Annotated in this window: 17 protein-coding genes; 13 read left to right on the top strand and 4 right to left on the bottom strand. The window is 71.1% G+C overall.

Features of this window, described 5'->3' with window-relative positions; genetic code table 11:
- Nucleotides 1-197: hypothetical protein (locus KGA66_RS14650; protein WP_211468661.1), on the top strand; the 197-nt coding region annotated here is incomplete at its 5' end.
- A gap of 26 nt (nucleotides 198-223) precedes the next feature.
- On the opposite strand, the gene KGA66_RS14645 is transcribed toward KGA66_RS14650, so the two are convergent.
- A complete protein-coding gene (locus tag KGA66_RS14645) occupies nucleotides 224-1,864 on the bottom strand; it encodes a recombinase family protein (RefSeq protein WP_211468660.1) in 1,641 nt (546 codons plus the stop codon).
- 141 nt (nucleotides 1,865-2,005) lie between these two features.
- Between KGA66_RS14645 and KGA66_RS14640 the strand changes: the two genes are divergently transcribed.
- The 3 genes from KGA66_RS14640 (at nucleotide 2,006) to KGA66_RS14630 (ending at nucleotide 7,167) form a co-directional block, all read left to right on the top strand.
- A complete protein-coding gene (locus KGA66_RS14640; RefSeq protein ID WP_211468659.1) occupies nucleotides 2,006-4,093 on the top strand; it encodes a tetratricopeptide repeat protein in 2,088 nt (695 codons plus the stop codon).
- A gap of 287 nt (nucleotides 4,094-4,380) precedes the next feature.
- The gene (locus KGA66_RS14635; RefSeq protein ID WP_211468658.1) at nucleotides 4,381-4,581 is read left to right on the top strand and encodes a DUF397 domain-containing protein; all 201 of its coding nucleotides are present in this window, start codon (nucleotides 4,381-4,383) and stop codon (nucleotides 4,579-4,581) included.
- A 186-nt stretch (nucleotides 4,582-4,767) separates the two neighbouring features.
- Nucleotides 4,768-7,167, top strand: a complete 2,400-nt coding sequence (locus KGA66_RS14630; RefSeq protein WP_211468657.1) for a tetratricopeptide repeat protein — start codon at nucleotides 4,768-4,770, stop codon at nucleotides 7,165-7,167.
- On the opposite strand, the gene KGA66_RS14625 is transcribed toward KGA66_RS14630, so the two are convergent.
- The gene (locus KGA66_RS14625) at nucleotides 7,144-7,467 is read right to left on the bottom strand and encodes a hypothetical protein (RefSeq protein WP_211468656.1); all 324 of its coding nucleotides are present in this window, start codon (nucleotides 7,465-7,467) and stop codon (nucleotides 7,144-7,146) included. The genes KGA66_RS14630 and KGA66_RS14625 overlap by 24 nt on opposite strands.
- Before the next feature lie 47 nt (nucleotides 7,468-7,514).
- On the opposite strand from KGA66_RS14625, the gene KGA66_RS14620 reads away from it, so the two are divergent.
- The gene (locus KGA66_RS14620) at nucleotides 7,515-8,519 is read left to right on the top strand and encodes an ATP-binding cassette domain-containing protein (protein WP_211468655.1); all 1,005 of its coding nucleotides are present in this window, start codon (nucleotides 7,515-7,517) and stop codon (nucleotides 8,517-8,519) included.
- Complete coding sequence (locus tag KGA66_RS14615) at nucleotides 8,516-9,304, top strand: ABC transporter permease (RefSeq protein ID WP_211468654.1); 789 nt, start codon at nucleotides 8,516-8,518, stop codon at nucleotides 9,302-9,304. Before KGA66_RS14620 ends, KGA66_RS14615 begins: the two co-directional genes overlap by 4 nt.
- Here the strand turns inward: KGA66_RS14615 and KGA66_RS14610 are convergent.
- On the bottom strand, nucleotides 9,282-12,512 hold the full coding sequence (locus KGA66_RS14610; protein ID WP_211468653.1) for an ATP-binding protein: 3,231 nt from the start codon (nucleotides 12,510-12,512) through the stop codon (nucleotides 9,282-9,284). The genes KGA66_RS14615 and KGA66_RS14610 overlap by 23 nt on opposite strands.
- Before the next feature lie 164 nt (nucleotides 12,513-12,676).
- Between KGA66_RS14610 and KGA66_RS14605 the strand changes: the two genes are divergently transcribed.
- The 6 genes from KGA66_RS14605 to KGA66_RS14580 all read left to right on the top strand — a co-directional run bounded on the left by KGA66_RS14605 (nucleotide 12,677) and on the right by KGA66_RS14580 (nucleotide 18,272).
- Nucleotides 12,677-13,681: an RNA polymerase subunit sigma-70 gene (locus KGA66_RS14605; protein ID WP_211468652.1), complete on the top strand. Its 1,005-nt coding sequence runs from the start codon at nucleotides 12,677-12,679 to the stop codon at nucleotides 13,679-13,681.
- Nucleotides 13,678-13,941, top strand: a complete 264-nt coding sequence (locus tag KGA66_RS14600) for a hypothetical protein (RefSeq protein ID WP_211468651.1) — start codon at nucleotides 13,678-13,680, stop codon at nucleotides 13,939-13,941. Before KGA66_RS14605 ends, KGA66_RS14600 begins: the two co-directional genes overlap by 4 nt.
- A gap of 73 nt (nucleotides 13,942-14,014) precedes the next feature.
- On the top strand, nucleotides 14,015-15,487 hold the full coding sequence (locus KGA66_RS14595) for a DHA2 family efflux MFS transporter permease subunit (protein WP_211468650.1): 1,473 nt from the start codon (nucleotides 14,015-14,017) through the stop codon (nucleotides 15,485-15,487).
- Nucleotides 15,488-15,650: 163 nt separating this feature from the next.
- Nucleotides 15,651-16,403: an SDR family NAD(P)-dependent oxidoreductase gene (locus KGA66_RS14590; RefSeq protein WP_211468649.1), complete on the top strand. Its 753-nt coding sequence runs from the start codon at nucleotides 15,651-15,653 to the stop codon at nucleotides 16,401-16,403.
- Between the two features lie 159 nt (nucleotides 16,404-16,562).
- The gene (locus KGA66_RS14585) at nucleotides 16,563-17,300 is read left to right on the top strand and encodes an SDR family oxidoreductase (protein ID WP_211468662.1); all 738 of its coding nucleotides are present in this window, start codon (nucleotides 16,563-16,565) and stop codon (nucleotides 17,298-17,300) included.
- Nucleotides 17,301-17,525: 225 nt separating this feature from the next.
- Complete coding sequence (locus tag KGA66_RS14580; RefSeq protein ID WP_211468648.1) at nucleotides 17,526-18,272, top strand: SDR family NAD(P)-dependent oxidoreductase; 747 nt, start codon at nucleotides 17,526-17,528, stop codon at nucleotides 18,270-18,272.
- Nucleotides 18,273-18,357: 85 nt separating this feature from the next.
- On the opposite strand, the gene KGA66_RS14575 is transcribed toward KGA66_RS14580, so the two are convergent.
- A complete protein-coding gene (locus KGA66_RS14575) occupies nucleotides 18,358-19,011 on the bottom strand; it encodes a DUF6461 domain-containing protein (RefSeq protein ID WP_211468647.1) in 654 nt (217 codons plus the stop codon).
- Nucleotides 19,012-19,121: 110 nt separating this feature from the next.
- Here KGA66_RS14575 and KGA66_RS14570 point away from each other — a divergent pair, with 110 nt between their 5' ends.
- The gene (locus KGA66_RS14570) at nucleotides 19,122-20,114 is read left to right on the top strand and encodes a MerR family transcriptional regulator (protein WP_211468646.1); all 993 of its coding nucleotides are present in this window, start codon (nucleotides 19,122-19,124) and stop codon (nucleotides 20,112-20,114) included.
- The last annotated feature ends 47 nt before the right edge of the window (nucleotides 20,115-20,161 follow it).

The raw sequence follows: 20,161 nt of genomic DNA, 5'->3' as shown, positions 1-20,161 counted from the left end.
AGCCTGAAGCAGTCCCCGATGATCTTGACGGCGGCGGGGACGTGGATGAGGTGCGGGCGTGGGCGCGGGAGTGGGCGAAGCGGTTGCCGCACTGGTCGGATGAGCAGTGGCGCAGCATCAATGCGGGGCTGGGCTACCGGGTGCGTACCCGCAAGACGGCCAAGGGTAAGAGGCCTGACACCCGCCCGCCCCGGTAGCTCGGCGGGCGGGGTCCGGCCTGCTGTCAGCCGCGCTGTGCGGGCACGGGGGTGAGCCGGTGGTGTGTGGGCACTCCCCGGCGGCCGTTGGTCGGGGCGACGATCACGGCGGAGAACGCGCGTTCCAGATAGACGCGCTGCTCGGTGAGCGACAGGTTCCCGCCCGTCCAGTCCTCTTCCAAGGTCACCGGCACGTCGGCGGCCACCTGGGCGGCCTTGATCGTGGCGTTCTTCTCTTTGAGCAGTGCGCGTTCCGCTGCTTCCTGCTCGGCCAGATCGGCGTAGTAGCGCTCTGCGGTGATCTTCCCGGCCTTGCGGGCGGCCTTGGCGGCGGCCATGTCCTCACGCACCATCGTCAGCTCGCCTTCGCGCTGCCACGGCTCGGGTTCGGCGCTGGCCTCGCGCTCGGCGGCCTGCTCCTGGTACATCTCGATCGCAAGCCACATCAGAGCCTCGTCGGTCTCCCACCCGTTGACCTTCACCCCGCCGCACCCGCCCTGGCCCTTGGACAGGCAGGTGTACCAGAAGAACCCTTCCGGCTTGTGCGCGCTGGGCGGGGCCTTGGTCGCGCGGAGCGGGGTGTCGCAGTCGCCTTTGCCACACCGCAGCGTGCCCGTGGCCAGATGCGACCGGGTGTTGTTGCCGTCGCCGCGCTGCGGGGTCTCCCCGATGATCGCAATCAGCTTGTCCCAATCCGCCGGGGAGATCATCCGCTCCCACTGGCCCATGACGGGGTTACCGTCCTCGTCCTTGAGGGTGATCACGTGGCGGGAGAGCGTTTCCCCGTTGTCCTCGTCGGCGTTGGCGATGGTGACCATGCGGTATCCGGCCATGCGCGGGTTGCGCAGTACGGCTTTGAGGTTCACCGCGCGCCACAGCTTCCCGCGCGCCGTGGGGATCCCGCGCCGGTTCCAGTCGGCGGCGACCGCCGTGACCGCCCGGCCGTTCAAGATCTCCGCTACGGCGGTGCGCAACAGCGGGGCTTCGACCGGATGCAGGGTGCGCTTGTCGTCCTGCCACCCGAACGGGCGGTGTCCCCCGGTCGGGATGCCCTCGCGCTGGAGCGCCTTGTGTTTGCGGCCCACCCGTCGTCCCGTATCAGCGCTCTGCGCGTTCTTGAACGCGGTGATCACCCGCGCGTTGGTCTGTCCGTTCTGGGTGTTCAGGTCCAGCGCGCCGGACAGGTCGATGATCGGGCGGTGGTGGTGCACCACGGTATCGATCGAGTCCTCAAGATCCCGGTTGTCCCGGGTGAGCCGGTCAAGGTCCGGGCAGATCGCCCCGTCCAGGCGCTCCCCGTTCGGGGCCTTGCCCTTCGCGAGATCCCTGAGCATGGCCGCGTACACGGGCCGTATCACGCGGTAGATGACGCTGCCGTCGCTCTGCCTGATCTTGCGGCGCTTGTAGGCGGAGGTGTGCTCCTCGTCGTAGATGTGAACGATCCGCCCGCCGCGCGACTCGACGTATTGCCTGCAATCGGTCACCTGCTCGTCGCGGTTGTTGATGTCCATCCCGGTGCGGGGCCGCGCCTTCGGGTCCACCCCCGCCGCTTCCTGGTCCTTCAGGTGCCGCCGCCGCTTGGACTCGTTCGACAGCCGGTCCAGAATCGCGAAGTTCAGGCCGGTCAAGTCGCCTGTCATGGTCTGTCGTACCGGATCAATGCTCATACATCTAGGATACATCTGCGAAAGCTCTGCCTGGCGGTTCACGCCGCACACCGCCTGCGCGCGAACTGCCCGGACGGCGCCCTGCAAATCAGCCTTCGCACCCATCACCCCCACCAACCGGCGGTCGATCCGCGCGAGGCGTTGACGCAACTGCTGGAGGCCGTCTCGACACCCGCCGGCGAACTCGGACGCGCCGGCTCCCTCGACGCCCTGGCAGCGCTGTGGCGCCGGCGCAACAGCGGGCGGCGGTTGCTGGTCCTGCTCGACGACGTCCTGGACGCGGAACAGATCGCGCCCCTGCTGCCCACCACTCCCGGCAGCGTCGTCCTGCTCACCTCCCGCCGCCGGATATCCGGCCTCGTCGGCGCCCGGCAGCACACGGTGCGGCCGCTGACGGACGCCGCGGCCAGCGCCCTGCTCACCCAGATCACCGGCCGCGACTTCACAGCCGACCGCGACCAGCTTGCGCGGTTCACGCGCCACTGCGGGGGCCTGCCCCTGGCGATCGCGGTCGCGGCCGCCTATCTGCGCTCGCGGCCGACATGGCGACTGAACGACATAGTCGAGCGCCTGACCATGGCCGTCGCATCCGCCGTCGACGACAGCCTGACCAGCCCCATCCGGGCGGCCTTCGCGATGTCGTACCGCGCCCTGGCCCCGGCCCATCGCACGCTCCTGCGACGGCTCGCCGCGCACCCGGGCGACGACATCGGCTTGCAGGCTGCGGCGGTGTTAGCCGCGATGCCCGTCGGCCAGGCCGATCTCGCGCTCGACGTGCTGGTGGAGCACCACTTGATCGAGGAGACCGCGCGCCACCGCTATCGCCTGCACGACCTGCTGCGTGCATATGCTCTGATTCAGATCCAGCTCGAACTGGACACCGGCGCGTCGGACGACGCCGTGGGCCGCGTGCTCGAGTTCTACCTCGCCTGCGCCGCGCACGCCGAAAGCATCCTGCGCCCCTACCGGCGCACCCTCGGCGAGCCGACGGCGATATCCGCGTGGGGCGCGGCCACACTCGGCTCGCCTGCCAAGGCGCAAGCCTGGATGGACGAGGAGTCCGCCAACCTCATGGCGGCCGCGGCCTACGCCCACGAGCGCGGCTGGAGCCGGCACACCAGCCGTCTGCCCTTCGTCCTGGCACAGCATCTGGACCGGCGCGGCCACTGGAGCCAAGCCGTGCAGATGCTGCGCAAGGCTCTCGACGCCGCCCGCGCGCAGCAAGGCGAAACCCGTAACGACACCGTATCGGGCCAACTCATGACCGACCTCGCCGCGGCACACGTCCGTACCGGTGATCTCGATGAGGCGCTGGACGCCGCCGAGCAGGCGCTGGACGCCTGGAGTGGCTGCGGCGACGAGCGCGGACAGGGCGACGCGCTCATCGAACTCGGACGGGTCCACTGGCACGCCCGCCGTCCCACCGTCGCCGCGCAGGCGTTCGGCCGGGCCGTGGCCATCTTCGGCCGGATCGAGGACCGGCGCGGCCAAGCGGTCGCGGGATACCACAAGGGCATCGTCCTGTTCGAACTCGGCGAAAGTGAAGCAGCGCTGGTACAGACTCGCGAGGCGCTGAAGATGGCGCGGCAGTTGAACGATCCGGTACTGCAATGCGACGTGCTGGCCAACCTCGGCGAGATGTACCGGCTCATCGAAGACCACGACAAGGCGCTGCACTACTTCCGGCAGGCGCAGAAACTCGCCGACCGCCAGGGCAACCCGCACAACATCGCCATCCTCGCCAGCAACATCGGTGCCGTCCACGACCACACCGGCGACCACGAATCCGCGCTGGCGTCGTTCCGCACCGCGCTGCGGCTCTTCCAGGCCGTCGGAGACCGGCGCAACGAGGTCGACGTCCTGGTCCACCTCGCCCGCGCGCACACCCGCCTGGGCGACTACGAGTCCTCACTCGTCAGCATCGAGCGCGCCACCGAACTGGCCGAGCAGATCCGAGATCCGCTCCGGCACGCCCGGGTCTGCCTCGAGACCGGACGCATCCGCCAGGCGCAAGCCAGATATCCGGCCGCGGTGCATCTCTACCGCGCCTCACTCGGATATGCGCGGCAAGCGGCCGCGCCACTCGACCAGGCCCATGCGCACCAGGCACTCGGTGACGCACTGCTCGCGCTGAACGAGCCGTCAGCCGCCCGGGAGCACTGGAACCAGGCGCTGGACCTGTACCGGCAACTGGGCTACCGCGACGCCGATCCCATTACCGCGCAATGACGTCGCGAACGTGAGCCCCGTAGCGCGCCGCCGTGCACTCCCGCATGCTCACGAACCCGTTCCCGCCGCCCGGTGTGAAAGCGCCGTGTCAAACGTCGTGTAAGCGCCGTGAAGGCGACCGCGGAATTTCTCTGATGGAGGGGACGAATAGAAGTCCCGCGGTGGCGATGGCGACTCGGCCGCACGGATCCCCGCTCACCTGCGCCCAGCACGGGTATCAGTGCGCAGCGACGCATCGGGGAACGGCGGCGCGACGAGCCGGAGCCGGAATTTCACGGAGGAAGGCGATGAACCCGCAGGAACGGGGTTGGTTCAAGAGCAGCTTCAGCGACGACAACGGCGGCTGCGTGCAGGTGCGTTTCACCCAGGGATGGGCGCAGGTTCGCGACAGCAAGGACGTCACCGGCCCGGTGCTGGTGTTCAACCAGGGCGAGTGGGAGGCGTTCCTGCTCGGGGCGTTCAACGGCGAATTCGAAATGCCGCTGTAGGTTCGCGCGAGCGAACGCTGAGCGGTGATCGGGTGGCGTCGCGCCGACGAACCGGCGCGGCGCCACTTTCGCGTCCCGCGCCGTCCTGGCAGGCCACGGCCCGAAGGCCGGGGTGGGCAACCACGGAATGCATCATTAGAGTGCTGAGAAAGAGGGTGGGTCGAAGACACCGAGGGGATTCGCGCCATGCGGCAGTCAGCCGGTGATCCGTCGCGGCCGGAAGGAGTGTCCTCGACACTGGCGGGAGCGGCGCATGACGTCGTGCAGGCCCGCGACATCGCCGGCGGGGTGCACTTTTACACCGCGCAGCGAACCGAAAACGCCTCGGCGGTACCGCATCAGCTCCCTGCCGACCTACGTGGATTCGTCGGGCGGCGCGGCGAACTCGACAAGCTCGAAGCCTTACTTTCCGGCGGCGACGAGCCGGTGACGCTGGTCGTCGTGGCGGGCACGGCCGGGGTCGGTAAGACATCCCTGGCCGTCCACTTCGCGCACCTGGTGCGCTCCCGGTTTCCGGACGGGCAGTTGTTCGTGAACCTGCGCGGCTACGATCCGGGCACGCCGCTGACCTCCGCAGGCGCGCTGGAGCGGTTTCTGCGGGCGCTGGGTGTGGCGCCCGGCTCGATTCCCGCGGGCGTGGAAGAACGCGCGGCGCTGTACCGGACCCTCCTGGCCGGGCGCCGTGTGCTCGTCGTACTCGACAACGCGGCGACCGCCGGGCAGGTGCGCCCGCTGCTGCCCGGCGAGGCCGGTTCGCTGGCGGTGGTCACCTGCCGGGGCCGGCTGTCCGGGCTCTCGGCCCGCGACGGCGCCCGCCGGATCACCGTGGGCCTGCTGACCGAGACCGAATCGGTCGCTCTGGTGAACACGGTTACCACCGGTTATCGGGCCGGGGACGATCCGGCGCAGGTCGCCCAGCTGGCCCGGCTGTGCGCCCGGCTGCCGCTGGCGCTGCGCATCGCCGCCGAACGCGCGGCGGCCCGCCCGCTCATGCCGCTTCGAGAACTGATCGCGGACCTGCGCGACGAGTCCTCGTTGTGGGACGCCCTGTCCATCGAGGACGACGCCGACGCGGACGCGGTGCGCACGGTTTTCGCGTGGTCTTACCGCGCGCTGCCTCCGGCCGCGGCGCGCGCGTTCCGGCTGCTCGGACTGCACCCGGGCACCGACTTCAGCCTCGCCGCGGCAGCCGCCCTGCTCGATGAGACTCCTGAACGGACCCGGGCGCTGCTCGACGTGCTCACGGGCGCGCATCTGCTCGAACAGACCGGCAGCGCGCGCCACCAGTTTCACGACCTGCTGCGCGCCTACGCCGCAGACCTCGCGGCCAGCCAGGAGGAGGAGGCCGCCCAGCGCGCGGCCCTGCTGCGAGCGGCGCACTGGTATCTGCGCACGGCGGACACCGCGATGCGTGCGACGCAGAGCCTGCGCCCCAGCGTGCTGACCGGCAGCCCCGGTGCTTATCCGCCGCCCTTCGGCCCGGATGACCGGACGGCGGCCAACGACTGGTACGTCGCCGAACGCGCGAACCTGCTCGCGCTCGCCCACGCGGCGGCGCAGGCCCGGCTCGACGAGATCGCCTGGCAGCTGTCGGCGTCCGTGCAGACGCTGCAAGCAGCGCACGGCGATACCGACGACCGCCTGGAAATGGGACAGCTCGGCCTTCAGGCGGCGCGGCGGCTCGGCGACCGGCGGGCCGAGGCCAGGGTGCTGCAAGGACTGGGTTTCGCCTGGAAGGCGGCCGGCCAGGGCGAACGTGCGCTCAGCCACCATCTCGCCGCGCTGGAGATCTTCACCGTTCAGCGCGATCGCCTCGGGGTCATCGAGGCGCACAACAGCATAGGTCTGATCCACCTGCGTCACCGGGAACTCGATGACGCGGCCGACCGCTTCGAGCAGACGGTACGCCTGGCCGAGGCGGACGGTCACCGCGCCTGGCACGCGGTCGCGCTCGACAACCTCGCGCGCACCCGGCTCGAACAGGGACGGCTCGCCCAGGTGGTCGAGTTGGCCGACAGGGCGATGCGGGTACACCGCGAGATCCGCACCGAGGGAGCGCCGCTGCTGGAAACCCTCATCACCCTGATCCGCGCGCACCGGGAGAGCGGGCGCCTGGACCGGGCGCAGGAGTGCACCGTCAGCGCCGAGCGGATCCTCGAAGGCGGCACGCGATACGCAGCCCTCGAAGTCGACATCGCCCTCGAACGCGCGGCGATCACGCTTGAGAGCGGCGACGCCGGCGGCGCCTCGGAAATGTACCTCAACTGCCTGCGCCTGCAACGCCGGCTGAACGATCCCGCCCGGGAGGCCGCGACCTATTGCGGGATCGGCACGGCCCTGCGCAGCCAGGGCCGCGTCGAAGAGGCGATCGACTTCCACCGCAGGGCCGTCGCCGCGCGACGCGCTCTTCCGGACGCCTACCGGCTCGCTGTCGAACTCGGACTCCTGGCGCAGTGCCTCGACGCGGCCGGCCAGACGGAGCAGGCGCGGCCGTTCCGGGCGGAAGCGCGGGAACTGGCAGGCGCGTTCACCGACCCGCGCGCCGCCGCACTGCATGCCCGCTTATCCGCGCTCGCCGACCCGTGACAGCGCGAACCCGCGGCGGTGAATGCGTGCGGCATCGACGACGCCGCGGCCCGTCGCCGGCGGTCCGAGAAGGCTGATTCGGCTGTGTGCACACGGAACCGCTGCGACGTTGTTGATCGAGAATATCCGCTCACGCGGCTGCGTGCGATCGAACGCGTATACCGCGCACTCGTCCCAGCGCCGCGCCCACTTCTCCTCCAGGCCGTCCACGGTGGGATCGGCCGGAATGTCGACTCTTCGCTGAATCTTGCGCGTGGCGCGAAAGCGCCGTGAAACAGCGGTGAATCCGCCGGCCCGCATCCTTACCGCAGGTGCGGCCCCCGGGCCGCGGACACGGAAGGAGAGGCATGACTCCCACTGCCGCCGCGCCCGGCCCGGCGATCACGGCGACCGGGCTGCGCAAGTCCTTCGGGCAGAAAGTCGTGCTCGACGGCGTCGATCTGAGCGTCGCCGAGGGAACGGTCTTCTGCCTGCTCGGCCCGAACGGGGCGGGCAAGACCACCACGGTCCAGATCCTGGCCACCCTGATACGCGCCGACGGCGGCCAGGCGCGGGTCACGGGCCGGGACCCGGCCCGTGAACCTGACGCGGTACGCCGTGCGATCGGCGTGACAGGTCAGTTCTCCGCGGTGGACGGCCTGCTCACCGGCCGGGAAAACCTGCGGCTGATGGCCGACCTGCACCACCTGCCCCGCGCCGAGGGACGCCGCCGCGCCGCCGACCTGCTGGGCCGCTTCGAGCTGCTCGACGCGGCCGACAGGAGGGCCGCGACCTACTCCGGCGGCATGCGCCGGCGGCTCGACCTGGCGATGACGCTGATCGGCGAGCCGCGCGTCATCTTCCTCGACGAGCCCACCACTGGCCTGGACCCGCGCAGCCGCCGCACGATGTGGCAGATCGTGCGGGACCTGGCGGCCCGCGGCGTCACGATCTTCCTGACGACCCAGGACCTCGACGAGGCCGACGAGCTGGCCGACCGGATCGCGGTACTCGACCAGGGCAGGATCGTGGCCGCGGGCACCCCCGCCGAGCTCAAGCGCCGCGTCCCCGGCGGCCACGTGAGCCTCCAGTTCGCCGATGATGCGCGATTGACGGCGGCCGCCGGCATCCTCGACGGCGCGTCCCGCGCGGACGACCTCTCGCTGCACGTGCCGGGCGACCGCGGTGTCAGTGCGCTGCGGACGCTGCTCAACCGGCTCGACGAGGCCGCGATCGAGGTCGACTCGCTCTCCGTGCACACCCCGGACCTCGACGACGTCTTCTTCGCGCTCACCGGCCACCCGCCCACTGAGAACAAGACCTCTGACAACACCGCCGCACCGCGCCCGGCCCGGGAGGAGCCCGTCCGATGAACACCCTTACTTACGCCGCACGCGATTCGGCGACGATGCTGCGGCGCAATCTGCGGCACACGGTGCGCTATCCCGCGACGATCATCGTCTCCCTGGCGGTGCCGGCCCTGTTGCTGCTGCTGTTCGTCGGGGTCTTCGGCGGTGCGTTGGGCGCCGGCTTGGCAGCCACGCCCTCCGGCGGCAGGTACGTCGACTACGCCGTGCCCGGCATCCTGCTGATGACCGTCGGCTACGGGGCTTCCTCCACGACGCTGGCGGTGAACCGGGACATGACTGAAGGCATCATCGGGCGCTTCCGCACCATGGCGGTCTCCCGAGGTTCGGTGCTCGCCGGGCACGTCGCCGCCGCCCTGATCCGCACGCTGGTCAGCGCCGCCCTGCTCGTCGCGGTCGCCCTGCTCATGGGCTTTCGCTCCGGCGCGGGCGCCGCCGGGTGGCTCGCGGCGGCGGCCCTGGTCGCGCTACTCAGCCTCGCCCTGAGCTGGCTCGCGGTCGCGGTCGGCCTGGCCGCCGGGAACGCCGAGGGCACCAGCGGCTTCACGCTCATCGTGCAGTTGCTGCCGTTCGTCAGCAGCGCCTTCGTCCCGACCGGCACGATGTCCGGGCCGGTGCGGTGGTTCGCGCACAACCAGCCGTTCACCCCGGTCATCGACACCCTGCGCGGGCTGTTGACGGGCGCGGCGATCGGACACAGCTGGGTGCCGGCCGTCGCCTGGTGCGCCGGACTGACAGTGCTCGGATACACCTGGGCGGGAGCGCTGTTCAGGCGGGGTTCGGTTCGGTGAACCGGTCGCGGCCCAGCACGGCCGCGGCCGCGGCGGCGCGCAGCGCGTCCGCGCCGAGGCCGGCGTATGCCGACACCGCCTCCGTGTACGCCTGCATGTCCGCTTGCTCGGCGAGGCGGGCGACCCGGGCGGCGGACATCGTCGGCTGGAAGCCGCAGTTGAAACGGAAGCGACCGGCCAAGGCGATCATGCGCGCGCCGGACCTGGCGGCGCGCGCGTCGCCGGTGCGCCGCCCCCGGTCGAGATCCAGCACGGCCAGGGCCACCAGCAGCGTGCCCACGATCGGGAAGTCCTCGTATGACATCGACGAGCCGTTGACCTTGGCCGTGATCAGCGTGGAGGCGGTTCGCGGCATGCGGCCCGCGAGCCGCCCGACCAAGGCGAGCCGGTCGTGCTGCGCGTGGGCGATCAGAGCCATCGCCTCGACTTGCAGACTCCAGGTCTGCGTGTGGAGCATCAGTTCTCCCGCGCGGGCGCGGCCGACCGGTTCGCTCAGCGCGTCGGCAGCCTGTCGCCACAGCCGCAACCCGGCCTCGACCTCGCCGCGCGCCAGCAGGATCTCCGCGCGCGCCGCGAGATCGAACATCGGCAGCCCGCAGCTGTCTTCCCCGTCCTCGCGCAGCATCGTCTCCAGCCAATGCTCGGCCTCGTCGACGGCGCCGCGCTGCAGATCGGCCAGGACCATCGCGCACCGCACCCGGGCCGCGCTGGATCCGCTCTCGAACCCGTTGAGCCCCGGCATCGCCTCCAGGAGCGAGAGCGTCGCCGCGAAGTGCTCGTGCGCCTCGTCGCCGCGGCCCAGTTCCAGGCACAGTTCACCGATCCGGCTGTGCGTGACGACCCGGAACCACGGCAGCCGCCGCTCGTGCCCGTCGAAGGCCGCGAGGGTGCGCCGCGCCGCCTTCAGCGCGCTGTCCGGGTCGTTGACGCTCTGCCACACGAAGCCGGCCACGGTGTTGGCCATGGCGGCCAGCAGCGGCTCCTGGCTTTCGCACAGCAACCGCAGCGTCGGGAGCTGCTCGGCGCGGGCCTCGGCAAGGACGGACAGCACGACCGCGGTCGCCCGCGCCGGGGTGTCGGGCGGGGCCGGAGGCAGCCGGCGCAGGCAGACCAGGGCGCGCGCGGCGGCGGGATGCCGCAGGATCAGCGCGCTGACGGCCGCCAGCACCGCGGCTGTCCTGACCACCTCGATGAAGACCGGTTCGGTCCGCACGTGTGACAGCACGGACGCGCTCTGCCCGACCAGAGACGCCATGCGCGCGAAGTCGGCCTCGAACATCCACAGGCCGCCGAGCACGGCGCTCGTGGCCGCGACGCAGACGCCGTCGCCGCGCTCGATCCCGAGGCGCAGCGCCGAGAGCAGGTTCTCCTGCTCCTGCCTGGTTCGCGCCGCGGAGGTGACCAGGTCCGGCCCGAACAGCGATTCGTGATGCGCCAGGCCGAACTCCCGCGCCCACTCGAGGAACCGGCCGGTGACCCGGTCGTCCTCACCGGCCTCGCGGCGGCGCGCCGCGCTGAACTCGCGCACGGTCTCCAGCATCCGGAAACGCGTGCCCGATCCGGCCTCGGCCGTCTGAAGCAGCGACTGGCCGACCAGCTGCTCAAGGATCTGCAACACGTCCCCTTCGTCTTCCCCGAGCAGGTGCCGCGCGGCCCCGGCGGTGAAGCCGCCGGGAAAGACCGACAGGGCGCGCATCGCGGCCTGCTCGTGCGGCGCCAGCAGGTTCCAGCTCCAGTCGATGACGGCGTGCAGGGTGCGGTGCCGCGGCGGCGCATCGCGAGGCGCCCCGCGCAGCAGGGCGAATCGGTCGTCCAGGCGCCGGACGATCTCGGCGACCGACAGCACCCGCACCCGCGCGGCCGCCAGCTCCACCGCGAGCGGCAGTCCATCGAGGCGGCCGCACAGCTCCCGCACCGCGTCCGGCGGTATCTCGACTCCCGGCCGGGCCGCGTTCGCCCGCTGCCGGAACAGTTCGCCGCTGGTCGCCGCGCTCAGCGCCGGCAGAAGGTATACGGACTCTGACGAGAGGGCGAGCGGGGCGCGGCTGGTGGTCAGCACCCGCAGATCCTCGCTCTTCGCCACCAGGTCGCGTACCAACTCGACCACGCCGCGGATGACGTGCTCGCAGTTGTCTAATACGAGCAGCGACGGGCTGTGGCCCAGGACGTCCGCGATCCCTGTGACCACGTCCGTCGGGGCGGCGCGGCCGACCGGCGCGTTCCCGCGCTGCGCGAGGCTGAGTGCGGACGCCACTTCCGCGACCACGTCGGCGTCGCGGGTGGCCCCGGCGAGGGCGACCAGATGAACCAGGCGCTGCTGCGCGCCGCGGGCGACGGCGTGCGCCAGCCTGGTCTTGCCCAGACCGCCCGAGCCGATGATCGAGACCACCCGGGAGGTGCGCAGCAGTTCGATCACCGCGGCGACGTCGTCGTCCCGGCCGAGCAGCGCGTTGGGCTCGTGCGGGACACCGCGCCGGACGACCGGCGTTCCGTGCTGCATTAGCTGCTCGTGCACCCGCTGCAACAACGGCCCCGGATCGCTGCCCAACCGCTCGCGCAATCCGCGCCGGTACGCCTCGTACCTCGTCAGCGCCGCGGACGGTCCGAGCGCCGCGGACTCGTGTAGCAGAAGTTGCGCCAGGACCTCCTCATCGCGCGGATGCCCGCGGATCAGTTCCCTGAGTGTCCCGGCGGCCTCGGCGCGCCGCCCGAGATGGCACAGCGCCAACGCGCGGGTGCGTGTCAGTGCTCGATACGTCGATGCCCGGGCGGCGCGAAGCTCGCAGAGCGGGTCGGCGGACTCGGCCTGTCCGCTCGGCGCGCCGTCCCACAGCTCCAGACCCGCCGCGGCCTGCGCGAGCGCCTGCGCGTGATCGCCGTCGTGCGAACATCGGGCGCTGGCCGCCGCGAATGTCAGTACCGCGGCGGCGTCGACCTGCTCGTCGTCGAGGGCAAGCCGGTAACCGATGGATGTCGCGGCGATAGTTTCGGCGCCCAGCTGTGCCCGCGCGCGCGAGACCAGCACCTGAAGCGCCCGGGTGGGGTGCTGCGGCCGCTCGTCCGGCCACAGCCCCTCGACCAGGCGCATCGTGCCACAGCCGCGGTGCAGGTCGCTGGCCAGCAACGCGAGCAGGCCGCCCATCCGCGCCCCGGCGATCTCCCGCCCGCGAAAGGCCACCCTCGGCAACAGGACCAGCTCAACACCCATCGCAGCAGGTTAACCCTTCGCTCGCGCGGCCGTGCGGCGACCGCACGCGGCCCGCGGTGGCGAGGTGACCGGGTGGCGAGGTGACCGGGTGGCGAGGCGGCTGTGACAAGGCTGCCGGGGCCGAGAGACCGATGACTTTGCGGGGTGCGGCGCGTCAAAGGTACATGGACCAAGTCGTGGAGGCGGCGCGCCCCGGGGACGAGGCGGCGTTCGCGCAGGTGATCGAGCCGTTGCGGCACGAGCTGCAGATCCACTGCTATCGCATGCTCGGCTCGATCGAGGACGCCGAGGACGCGGTGCAGGAGACGTTCCTGCGGGCGTGGACCCGCCGTGATTCGTACGCGGGCCGCGCACCGTTTCGGGCGTGGTTGTACGGCATCGCGACGCACGCGTGTCTCGACGCACTGCGACGCAAGAAGGCGCGCATGTGGCCGACGGACCTGGCCGGTCCGGCCGACCCGCGCAACTACGCGTTGGCGGCGCTGGACGTGCCGTGGCTTCAGCCGTATCCCGACCGGCTTCTCGACGCCGCGGCGGCCGCCCGGGACGAGCCGGAGGCCGTCGTCACGGCGAAGGAGACGATCGAGCTCGCGTTCCTGGCCGCGATCCAGCGGCTGCCCGCACGGCAGCGCGCTGTGCTGGTGCTGCGCGACACACTGGACTGGTCGGTCAGGGACACCGCGGCCGCTTTGAACGTGACCCAGGCGGCCGTCAACAGCGCTTTGCAGCGGGCGCACGCGACGCTGGCCGCGCACCTGCCTCAGCGCAGGGCCGAGTGGCGCTCGGATCCCACCGTGTCGGAACGCAGGGCGCTGGAACGGCTGATCGCCGCGTGGGAACGCGGCGACGCCGCGGCCCTGGTCGAGCTGCTCAGCGACGACGCCAAGCTGATCATGCCGCCCGGTAGCACCTGGTTCGCCGGGCGCCGGGACATCGCGACGTTCCTCGCAGAGCACGTATTCGGGCAGATGAGCGCCGGCTGGCGGTTGCTGCCCACGGCGGCCAACCGGCAGCCGGCGTTCGGGCTGTACTGGCGCCGACCGGGCGATGACGTGTTCCGCGCGTTCGCCATCGGGGTGCTGCGGGTGGACGGGGACGCCATCGGGCAGATCGCGCTGTTTCAGCAGCCTGAGTTGTTCGGCGCGTTCGCGCTGGCGCCCTGCCGGTGACGCTCCGGGGTCGGGTGCGGCGCTGGACGGTGCGCCTCGCCCCCGGTGCCGCGGTCGACTTCGTGGCCGCCGACTGGGCGGACGCGCTCGTGGTGGTGAAGCGCGGCGAACTGGAGGTCGAGTGCCGCAGCGGGCGGCGCGCCAGGTTCGCCGCCGGCGCGGTCCTGACGTTCGCCGGATTGCCTGTGCGGCGCCTGCACAACCCGCATCCCGAGCCGGTTGTGCTCTCGCTGGTGGCGCGCCGCAGTCCGGACCGATGACCGATCGGGTCGGCGCGCGTCACACAAGCGAACGTACCGAACGCACAGAACGCACAGAACGGGGCAGGTTTTCGTGACTACGATTCATCGCTGGCGAGCCTTCAGCGTGCTCGCCGTGGCTTACTTCATGACGATCGTCGACCTGACGATCGTGAACGTCTCCTTGCCGAGCATCGGCCGTGACCTGCGCTTCTCCGAGTCCGGGCTGCAGTGGGTGGTGACCGCCTACGGCGTGACGTTCGGCGGCCTGCTGCTGCTGGGCGGGCGTGCGGCGGACGCGCTGGGACGGCGGCGGGTCTTCCTGCTCGGGCTGGTCGTGTTCACGGCCGCGTCCCTGGCGTGCGCGCTTGCCCGCGACGACACGTTTCTGGTCGTGATGCGCGGCGTGCAGGGCGCGGGCGCCGCGATCGTCCTGCCGGCCGCGCTTTCGATCGTGATGAACATGTTCACCGAGGGCGCTGAGCGCAACAAGGCGCTCGGTCTGTGGGGCGCCATCGGGGCGTCCGGCGCGACCATCGGGCTGATCACCGGGGGGCTGGTCACCCGCTATCTCGGCTGGGAGTACATCTTCTACCTCAACATCCCGACCGGCCTGGCCGCGCTGATGCTCGCGCCGCGTGTGGTGCCGGAAAGCCGGATCGAGACGCTGCGGCGCCGGTTCGACTCCCTCGGCGCGCTGACCGTCACCGCCGGGCTGCTGCTGCTTGTCTACGGGATCTCGACCGCGCCGCAGGACGGCTGGGGCGCCGCGAAGAGCGTCGGTTCGCTCACCGCGGGCGGCGCCCTGCTGATCGCGTTCCTCGTCATCGAGGCGCGCGCGCAGTCGCCGCTGCTGCCACTGCGGATACTTCGGATGCGCACGGTCGCGGGCGCCGACTCGGCCGGATTCCTGCTCGGCGGCAGCTTCTACGCCTTCGTCTTCGTCGGGACGCTCTACATGCAGCAGGTGCTCGGCTACTCGGCGCTACAGACAGGTCTGGCGTGGCTCGCCACCTCGCTGACGTCGGTGGCGCTGGCCGGGTTGTCCCAACTCCTCGTCGGCCGGGTCGGATCGGCGCCGATCCTGGCCGCGGGAATGGCGATGATCAGCGGCGGGACGCTGTGGGCGGCGCACATCGGCGTGCACGGCCGGTTCTGGGCCGACCTGGCCGGCCCGCTGTTCGTCACCGGTGCGGGGACGGCGTTCGCGTTCATCCCGATCTCGATCGCCGGTCTCACCGGTGTGTCCGCGCGCGACGCCGGCCTGGCGTCCGGGCTGCTGAACACCGCGCAGCAACTGGGCGGGGCGATCGGCGTGGCCGTCACCTCGACGGTCGCGGCCAGCCGCGCAGGTGCACTCGCCGCGGCTGGCCGCGCGCCGGATGTGGCGCTGACCGGCGGATTCCGGGACGCGTTCTACGTGTGCGCCGCGCTCGCCGCGCTCGGCGTCTTGATCGGGGGCCTGATCATTCCGCGGCGCACCACGGCGCTGACACAGCGGCTGGAACCGGCGGTGGCGGCGAGCGCGGCGGACAAGGTCGAGTACCCGGACGCCATCGTCAACTGAACCGTTCACGCAGCACGCAGCACGCAGCACGCAGCACGCAGCACGCCGCACGCAGCACGCCGCGGTCCTCATTCCCGCGCACAGCAACTCCGCGCAGCCGGCCGTCCGCGCGCCGCGGGCGTCCGGACCTGCCGGCCCGTAGCCACTTATCCAGGAGGAACCGATGACGACAGCAGCAGCGAAGATCGCGGACCCGTTCGCGGACAAGGCCGTTCTGGTGACCGGGGCCAACCGCGGGCTCGGGCGGGAACTGGTCGCGCAGGCGCTGAGCCGTGGCGCGAGCCGGGTGTATGCCGGCACGCGCGGGCCCCTGGTCCATCCCGACCGCCGTGTCACGCCGGTGCGGTTGGACGTGACCAGCGCGCAGCAGATCCAGGCCGCCGCCGAACGCGTCGAGTCTCTTGACGTGCTGGTCAACAACGCCGGGGTCGCGTTCGTCGACGACCTCGGCGACCGCGCCGCGATCGAGCAGCATCTGGCGGTCAACCTGTTCGGCACCTACGCGGTTACCCAGGCGCTCCTGCCGAAGCTGCGCCGGTCTCGGGGCGCCGTGGTCAACGTGCTCTCGCTCGCGTCCCTGGCGACCGTGCCGGTCACCCCCGCGTACGCGATCTCGAAAGCGGCCGCGTTCTCCATGTCGCAGTCGCTGCGCGCCCTGCTGGCCGGCCAGGGCGTGACCGTGCACGTCGTCCTGGCCGGGCCCGTGGACACCGACATGATCCGCGGATGGGACATCCCGAAGAGCCCTGCGTCCTCGGTCGCGCACGCGATCTTCGACGGCGTCCGGAACGGTGAAGAGGAGATCTTTCCCGACCCCATGTCGGCGGCGTTGGCCGAGACCTGGCGCGACGGTGCGGTCAAGGCGCTCGAGCGGCAGAACGCAGCTGCGGTGCAGGCCATGGCCGTCCGGCGCTGAGAACCTGCCCGGGAGCGGCATCTCTCGGGGCCCGGGACCGCTGACAGGCGCACCCGAGGACGTGCCGCCCGGGCGCGGCGGCACAGCCCCGGCTCGGCGCCGCACGATCGAACCGGCGAACCGGTAAACCATGACGAAGAGGAGAACACTGTGAGTGACATGTCCGATCACACGACGCTCGTGGTCGGTGCCAGCCGCGGACTGGGCCGCGGCATCGCCGCCGCCTTCGCGCAAGCCGGCGCCCCCGTGGTGGCCGTGGCCCGCACCGCCTCCGCGCTCGCCGAACTCGCCGCGGCCACGAGCGGCATCGAGCCGCACGTCGCCGACGCGGCCGACGCCGCCGCGCCCGGCATGCTGATCGAGCGTTACCAGCCGCGCAACGTGATCGTGGTGGCCGGCGCCACGCCGCCGGTGCGGCCGCTGCACCAGCACACCTGGGAGACGTTCTCGGTGAACTGGAACTGCGACGTGCGCATCGCGTTCCACTGGCTGCGCGAAGCCCTGCGCAGGCCGCTGCCGCCGGGAAGCCGGGTCATCGTCGTCAGCAGTGGCGCGGCGCTGAAGGGATCGCCTCTCAGCGGTGGTTACGCGGGCGCGAAGGCCACCGAGCGTTTCATCACCGGATACGCTCAGGGCGAGTCGGAGCGCGCCGGCCTGGGGATCGCGTTCACCGCGGTTCTGCCTCAGCTCACGCCGGCGACCGATCTGGGCCTTTCCGCGGCACGCGCCTACGCCGAACGCGCGGGGCAGTCCATGGAGGAGTACCTCCAGCAACTCGGCGATCCGCTGACGCCACAAGGCGCCGGCGAGGCGCTGGTGAAATTGGCGCGAGCAGAGGCCGCCGGCCTGGCCCCCGCCTACCGGCTCACCAGCGTCGGCCTGCAGCCACTGCCGTGACAGGGCGCGCTTGTGCTTGGGGGCAGGTCGAGCGAGTCGCGGCATCCGGCGCGTGCGGCTGCAAGGCGAGGGGCGCGACGCGTGCGCACCAGATATCAGGCCACGATGGCGGCTTTCCACGCATTACCTTGTGTTCCGAGAACCGCTTAGCAGCACTCGATGACATTCCGGGCTCACCCGGCCGCATTGCAGTGCGAGAATGTACGAACCGGAAGGAATGACGCGATGACGCAGACCTCGTCGAGCTTTGCCGGCCAGGTGGCACTGGTCACCGGCGCCAGCGGCGGCATCGGCGGCGCTATCGCCCGGCGGTTGTCCGCCCACGGAGCCGCCGTCGCGCTCGGTTACTCCCACGGCAGGCAAGCAGCCGAGTCGCTGGCGGCCGAGATCGAGGCCGGCGGGGGCCGCGCCGTCGCCTTCGCCGCGGACCTCGCCGATCCGGCCGCGCCCGCCCGCCTCGTGCGCGACGTCGAGGAACGCCTCGGAAGCATCGGCATCCTCGTCAACAACGCCGGGCTGGGCCGTACCCTCCAGTTCGACGCGATCAGTGTCGAGGACTTCGACACGACTTTGGCCGTCAACCTACGGGCGCCGTTCCTGCTTGCGCAGCGTGTCGTTCCCGCGATGCGCGAACGGGGAGCCGGCCGGATTCTCTTCGTCTCCTCTGTGGCCGCGTTCACCGGCGGAATCGTCGGAGCGCACTACGCCGCGTCCAAAGCCGGCCTGCACGGTCTCACGCACTACCTCGCCACGTTGCTCGCCGCGCACGGCATCACGGTCAACGCCCTGGCGCCGGCGCTCGTCGCCGAGACCGGCATGCTCCCGGGCGCCGCCGACGAACTGGCCGAACGGATTCCGGTCGGTCGTCTCGGCCGCCCCGGCGAAGTGGCGGACCTCGCGGTCGCGATCCTGCGCAACGGATACATGACGAACCAGGTCGTCTCCCTCGACGGCGGCCTGCATCCGCGCTGAGCGGATTCGACGTGCGCGCCGGCCGCGAGCGCGACAGCACGGCTGGTGTCGAACGTCGGGGCGCGCGGCGGGTCTTCGGTATGCGTCAGGCTGATGGCTCTTGGTCATCGGGCGGGGGAAAGAGCTGCCACGCGGAAGTCCCCGCGTACCTGTCGGGATCGGGAATGCGCGCGCAGCGGATCGGCTCGGTGAACCAAGCGGATTCGATCCGCACACCCATCACACGTTCCGCAGCCAGGAACAGCCGCGCGCCACGCAGCCACACCTCCGCCTCCACATCGGTCAGCCCGCGGACCCAGGCGGGATCCCACCGTGAGTCGCCGGCGCGCAACGGCGTCGGCTCCCCCCAGGGCTCCTCACTAACCACAAGCTCGCCGCCGACCGCGTACGTCAGATTGTCGGCTGCGTTGACGTGGGTATAGACGCACAAGCAGCGCCCCTCGCGCGAAAGACTGCGCAGCACGCCGGGCACGTTCCCGGTATAGCCGTTCTCCTCGATCGCGAACACTACCCCGCCGGCGGTGCCGACACCGACGATGGCCTGTAGCTGCTGATAGCCCTCCGGTTGCAGGTCCCAGTATCCGGGCACGTCGAGTGCGAACGTCTCGCCCGGGTCGCCCCCGAACCGTCTGATCACTTCATCCTCGTCAACGCCCTCGATGAGCGTCATGCACATGGGGTCGAGTCGCTCAACCCAGGCCAGCCGCTGAAGATCCTGTTCCCGTTGCAGTTCGTCCACGCCGCCATGCATATCGGATCGGTTCGACACCCGCGAACGAGAAACCGGCAGAGAGTCACGACGCTTTTCCCCTTGACTCTCCAGCCGCTTGAGATCGCATAGTGACTGGTGTGAACGAGTCAGAGCTCTACTCCATCGGGGACGTCGCCCGTCGCACGGGCCTGAGCGTGAGCGCGATCAGGTACTACGCCGACGAGGGCGTGGTCGCGCCCACCGGCGTGACCGACGGCGGCTTCCGGCAGTACGACGTGCACGCCATCGCCCAGCTCGAACTCGTGCGCACCCTGCGCGAGCTGGGTGCCGGGCTGGGCGAGATCCGCCGGGTGCTGACCGCGCAGGCCACCCTGCACGACCTGGCCGTCACGCACCTGCGGCTGGTCGAGGGCCAGCTGGGGCAACTGCGGGCGCGCCGCGCCGTACTGCGCGCCGTCGTGCGGCAGAACACCACGACAGAACACGTGAGCCTGCTGCACAAGCTCGTGTCGATGTCCGACGACGAGCGTGACCGGCTCATCAACCAGTTCTGGGACTTCGTGACCGACGGCCTGGACGTGCACCCCGGCTACGTCGAGCGGCTGCACAATCAGCGCCCGCACCTACCCGAGGAGCCGTCCAGCGAGCAGTTGGAGGCTTGGATCGAACTTGCCGAGATCGTGCAGGACGAGGAATTCCGCGCGGCGCTGCGGGACTTCTTCCGCCGCGGCGTCGGCTCCGAGAAGGGCAAGCTGTTGGCTTCGCCTGAGATGATGGCCCGCGTCGAGCAGCATCTAAAGCTCCGCTCGGAGGCACGGGCCTCCCAGCAGGCAGGCGTGGCCGCGGATTCGCCGCAGGCCCGGGACATCGCCGAGCGCGTGGCCGCCGATTCAGCCGAGCTGGTCGCCGCCATGACCGGGAAGCACGACCTCGACAAGGCCCGGCGCGGCATCGCCGAGTTCGACCGGAGCGAGAAAGAGCCGCAGTGGCTCGCCAAGGCGCCCGGCCTGAAGCTGCTGACCAGATACCTCCGGCTGGTGGCGACGATCAACGGCACGCCCAAGCCGGACCCGGACCGGGCGGCGGCGATCCGCGAGTGGATGGCCGCCGCGCTGCGCTCCCAGGCCTAGGCAGTGTCGGGGGTGTATCAAGGCACCGATTCGGCCTAGATGACCGG

This window comes from Actinocrinis puniceicyclus (assembly GCF_018283645.1).
Lineage (GTDB): Bacteria > Actinomycetota > Actinomycetes > Streptomycetales > Catenulisporaceae > Actinocrinis > Actinocrinis puniceicyclus.
This window is presented reverse-complemented; position numbering and strand designations above follow the sequence as displayed.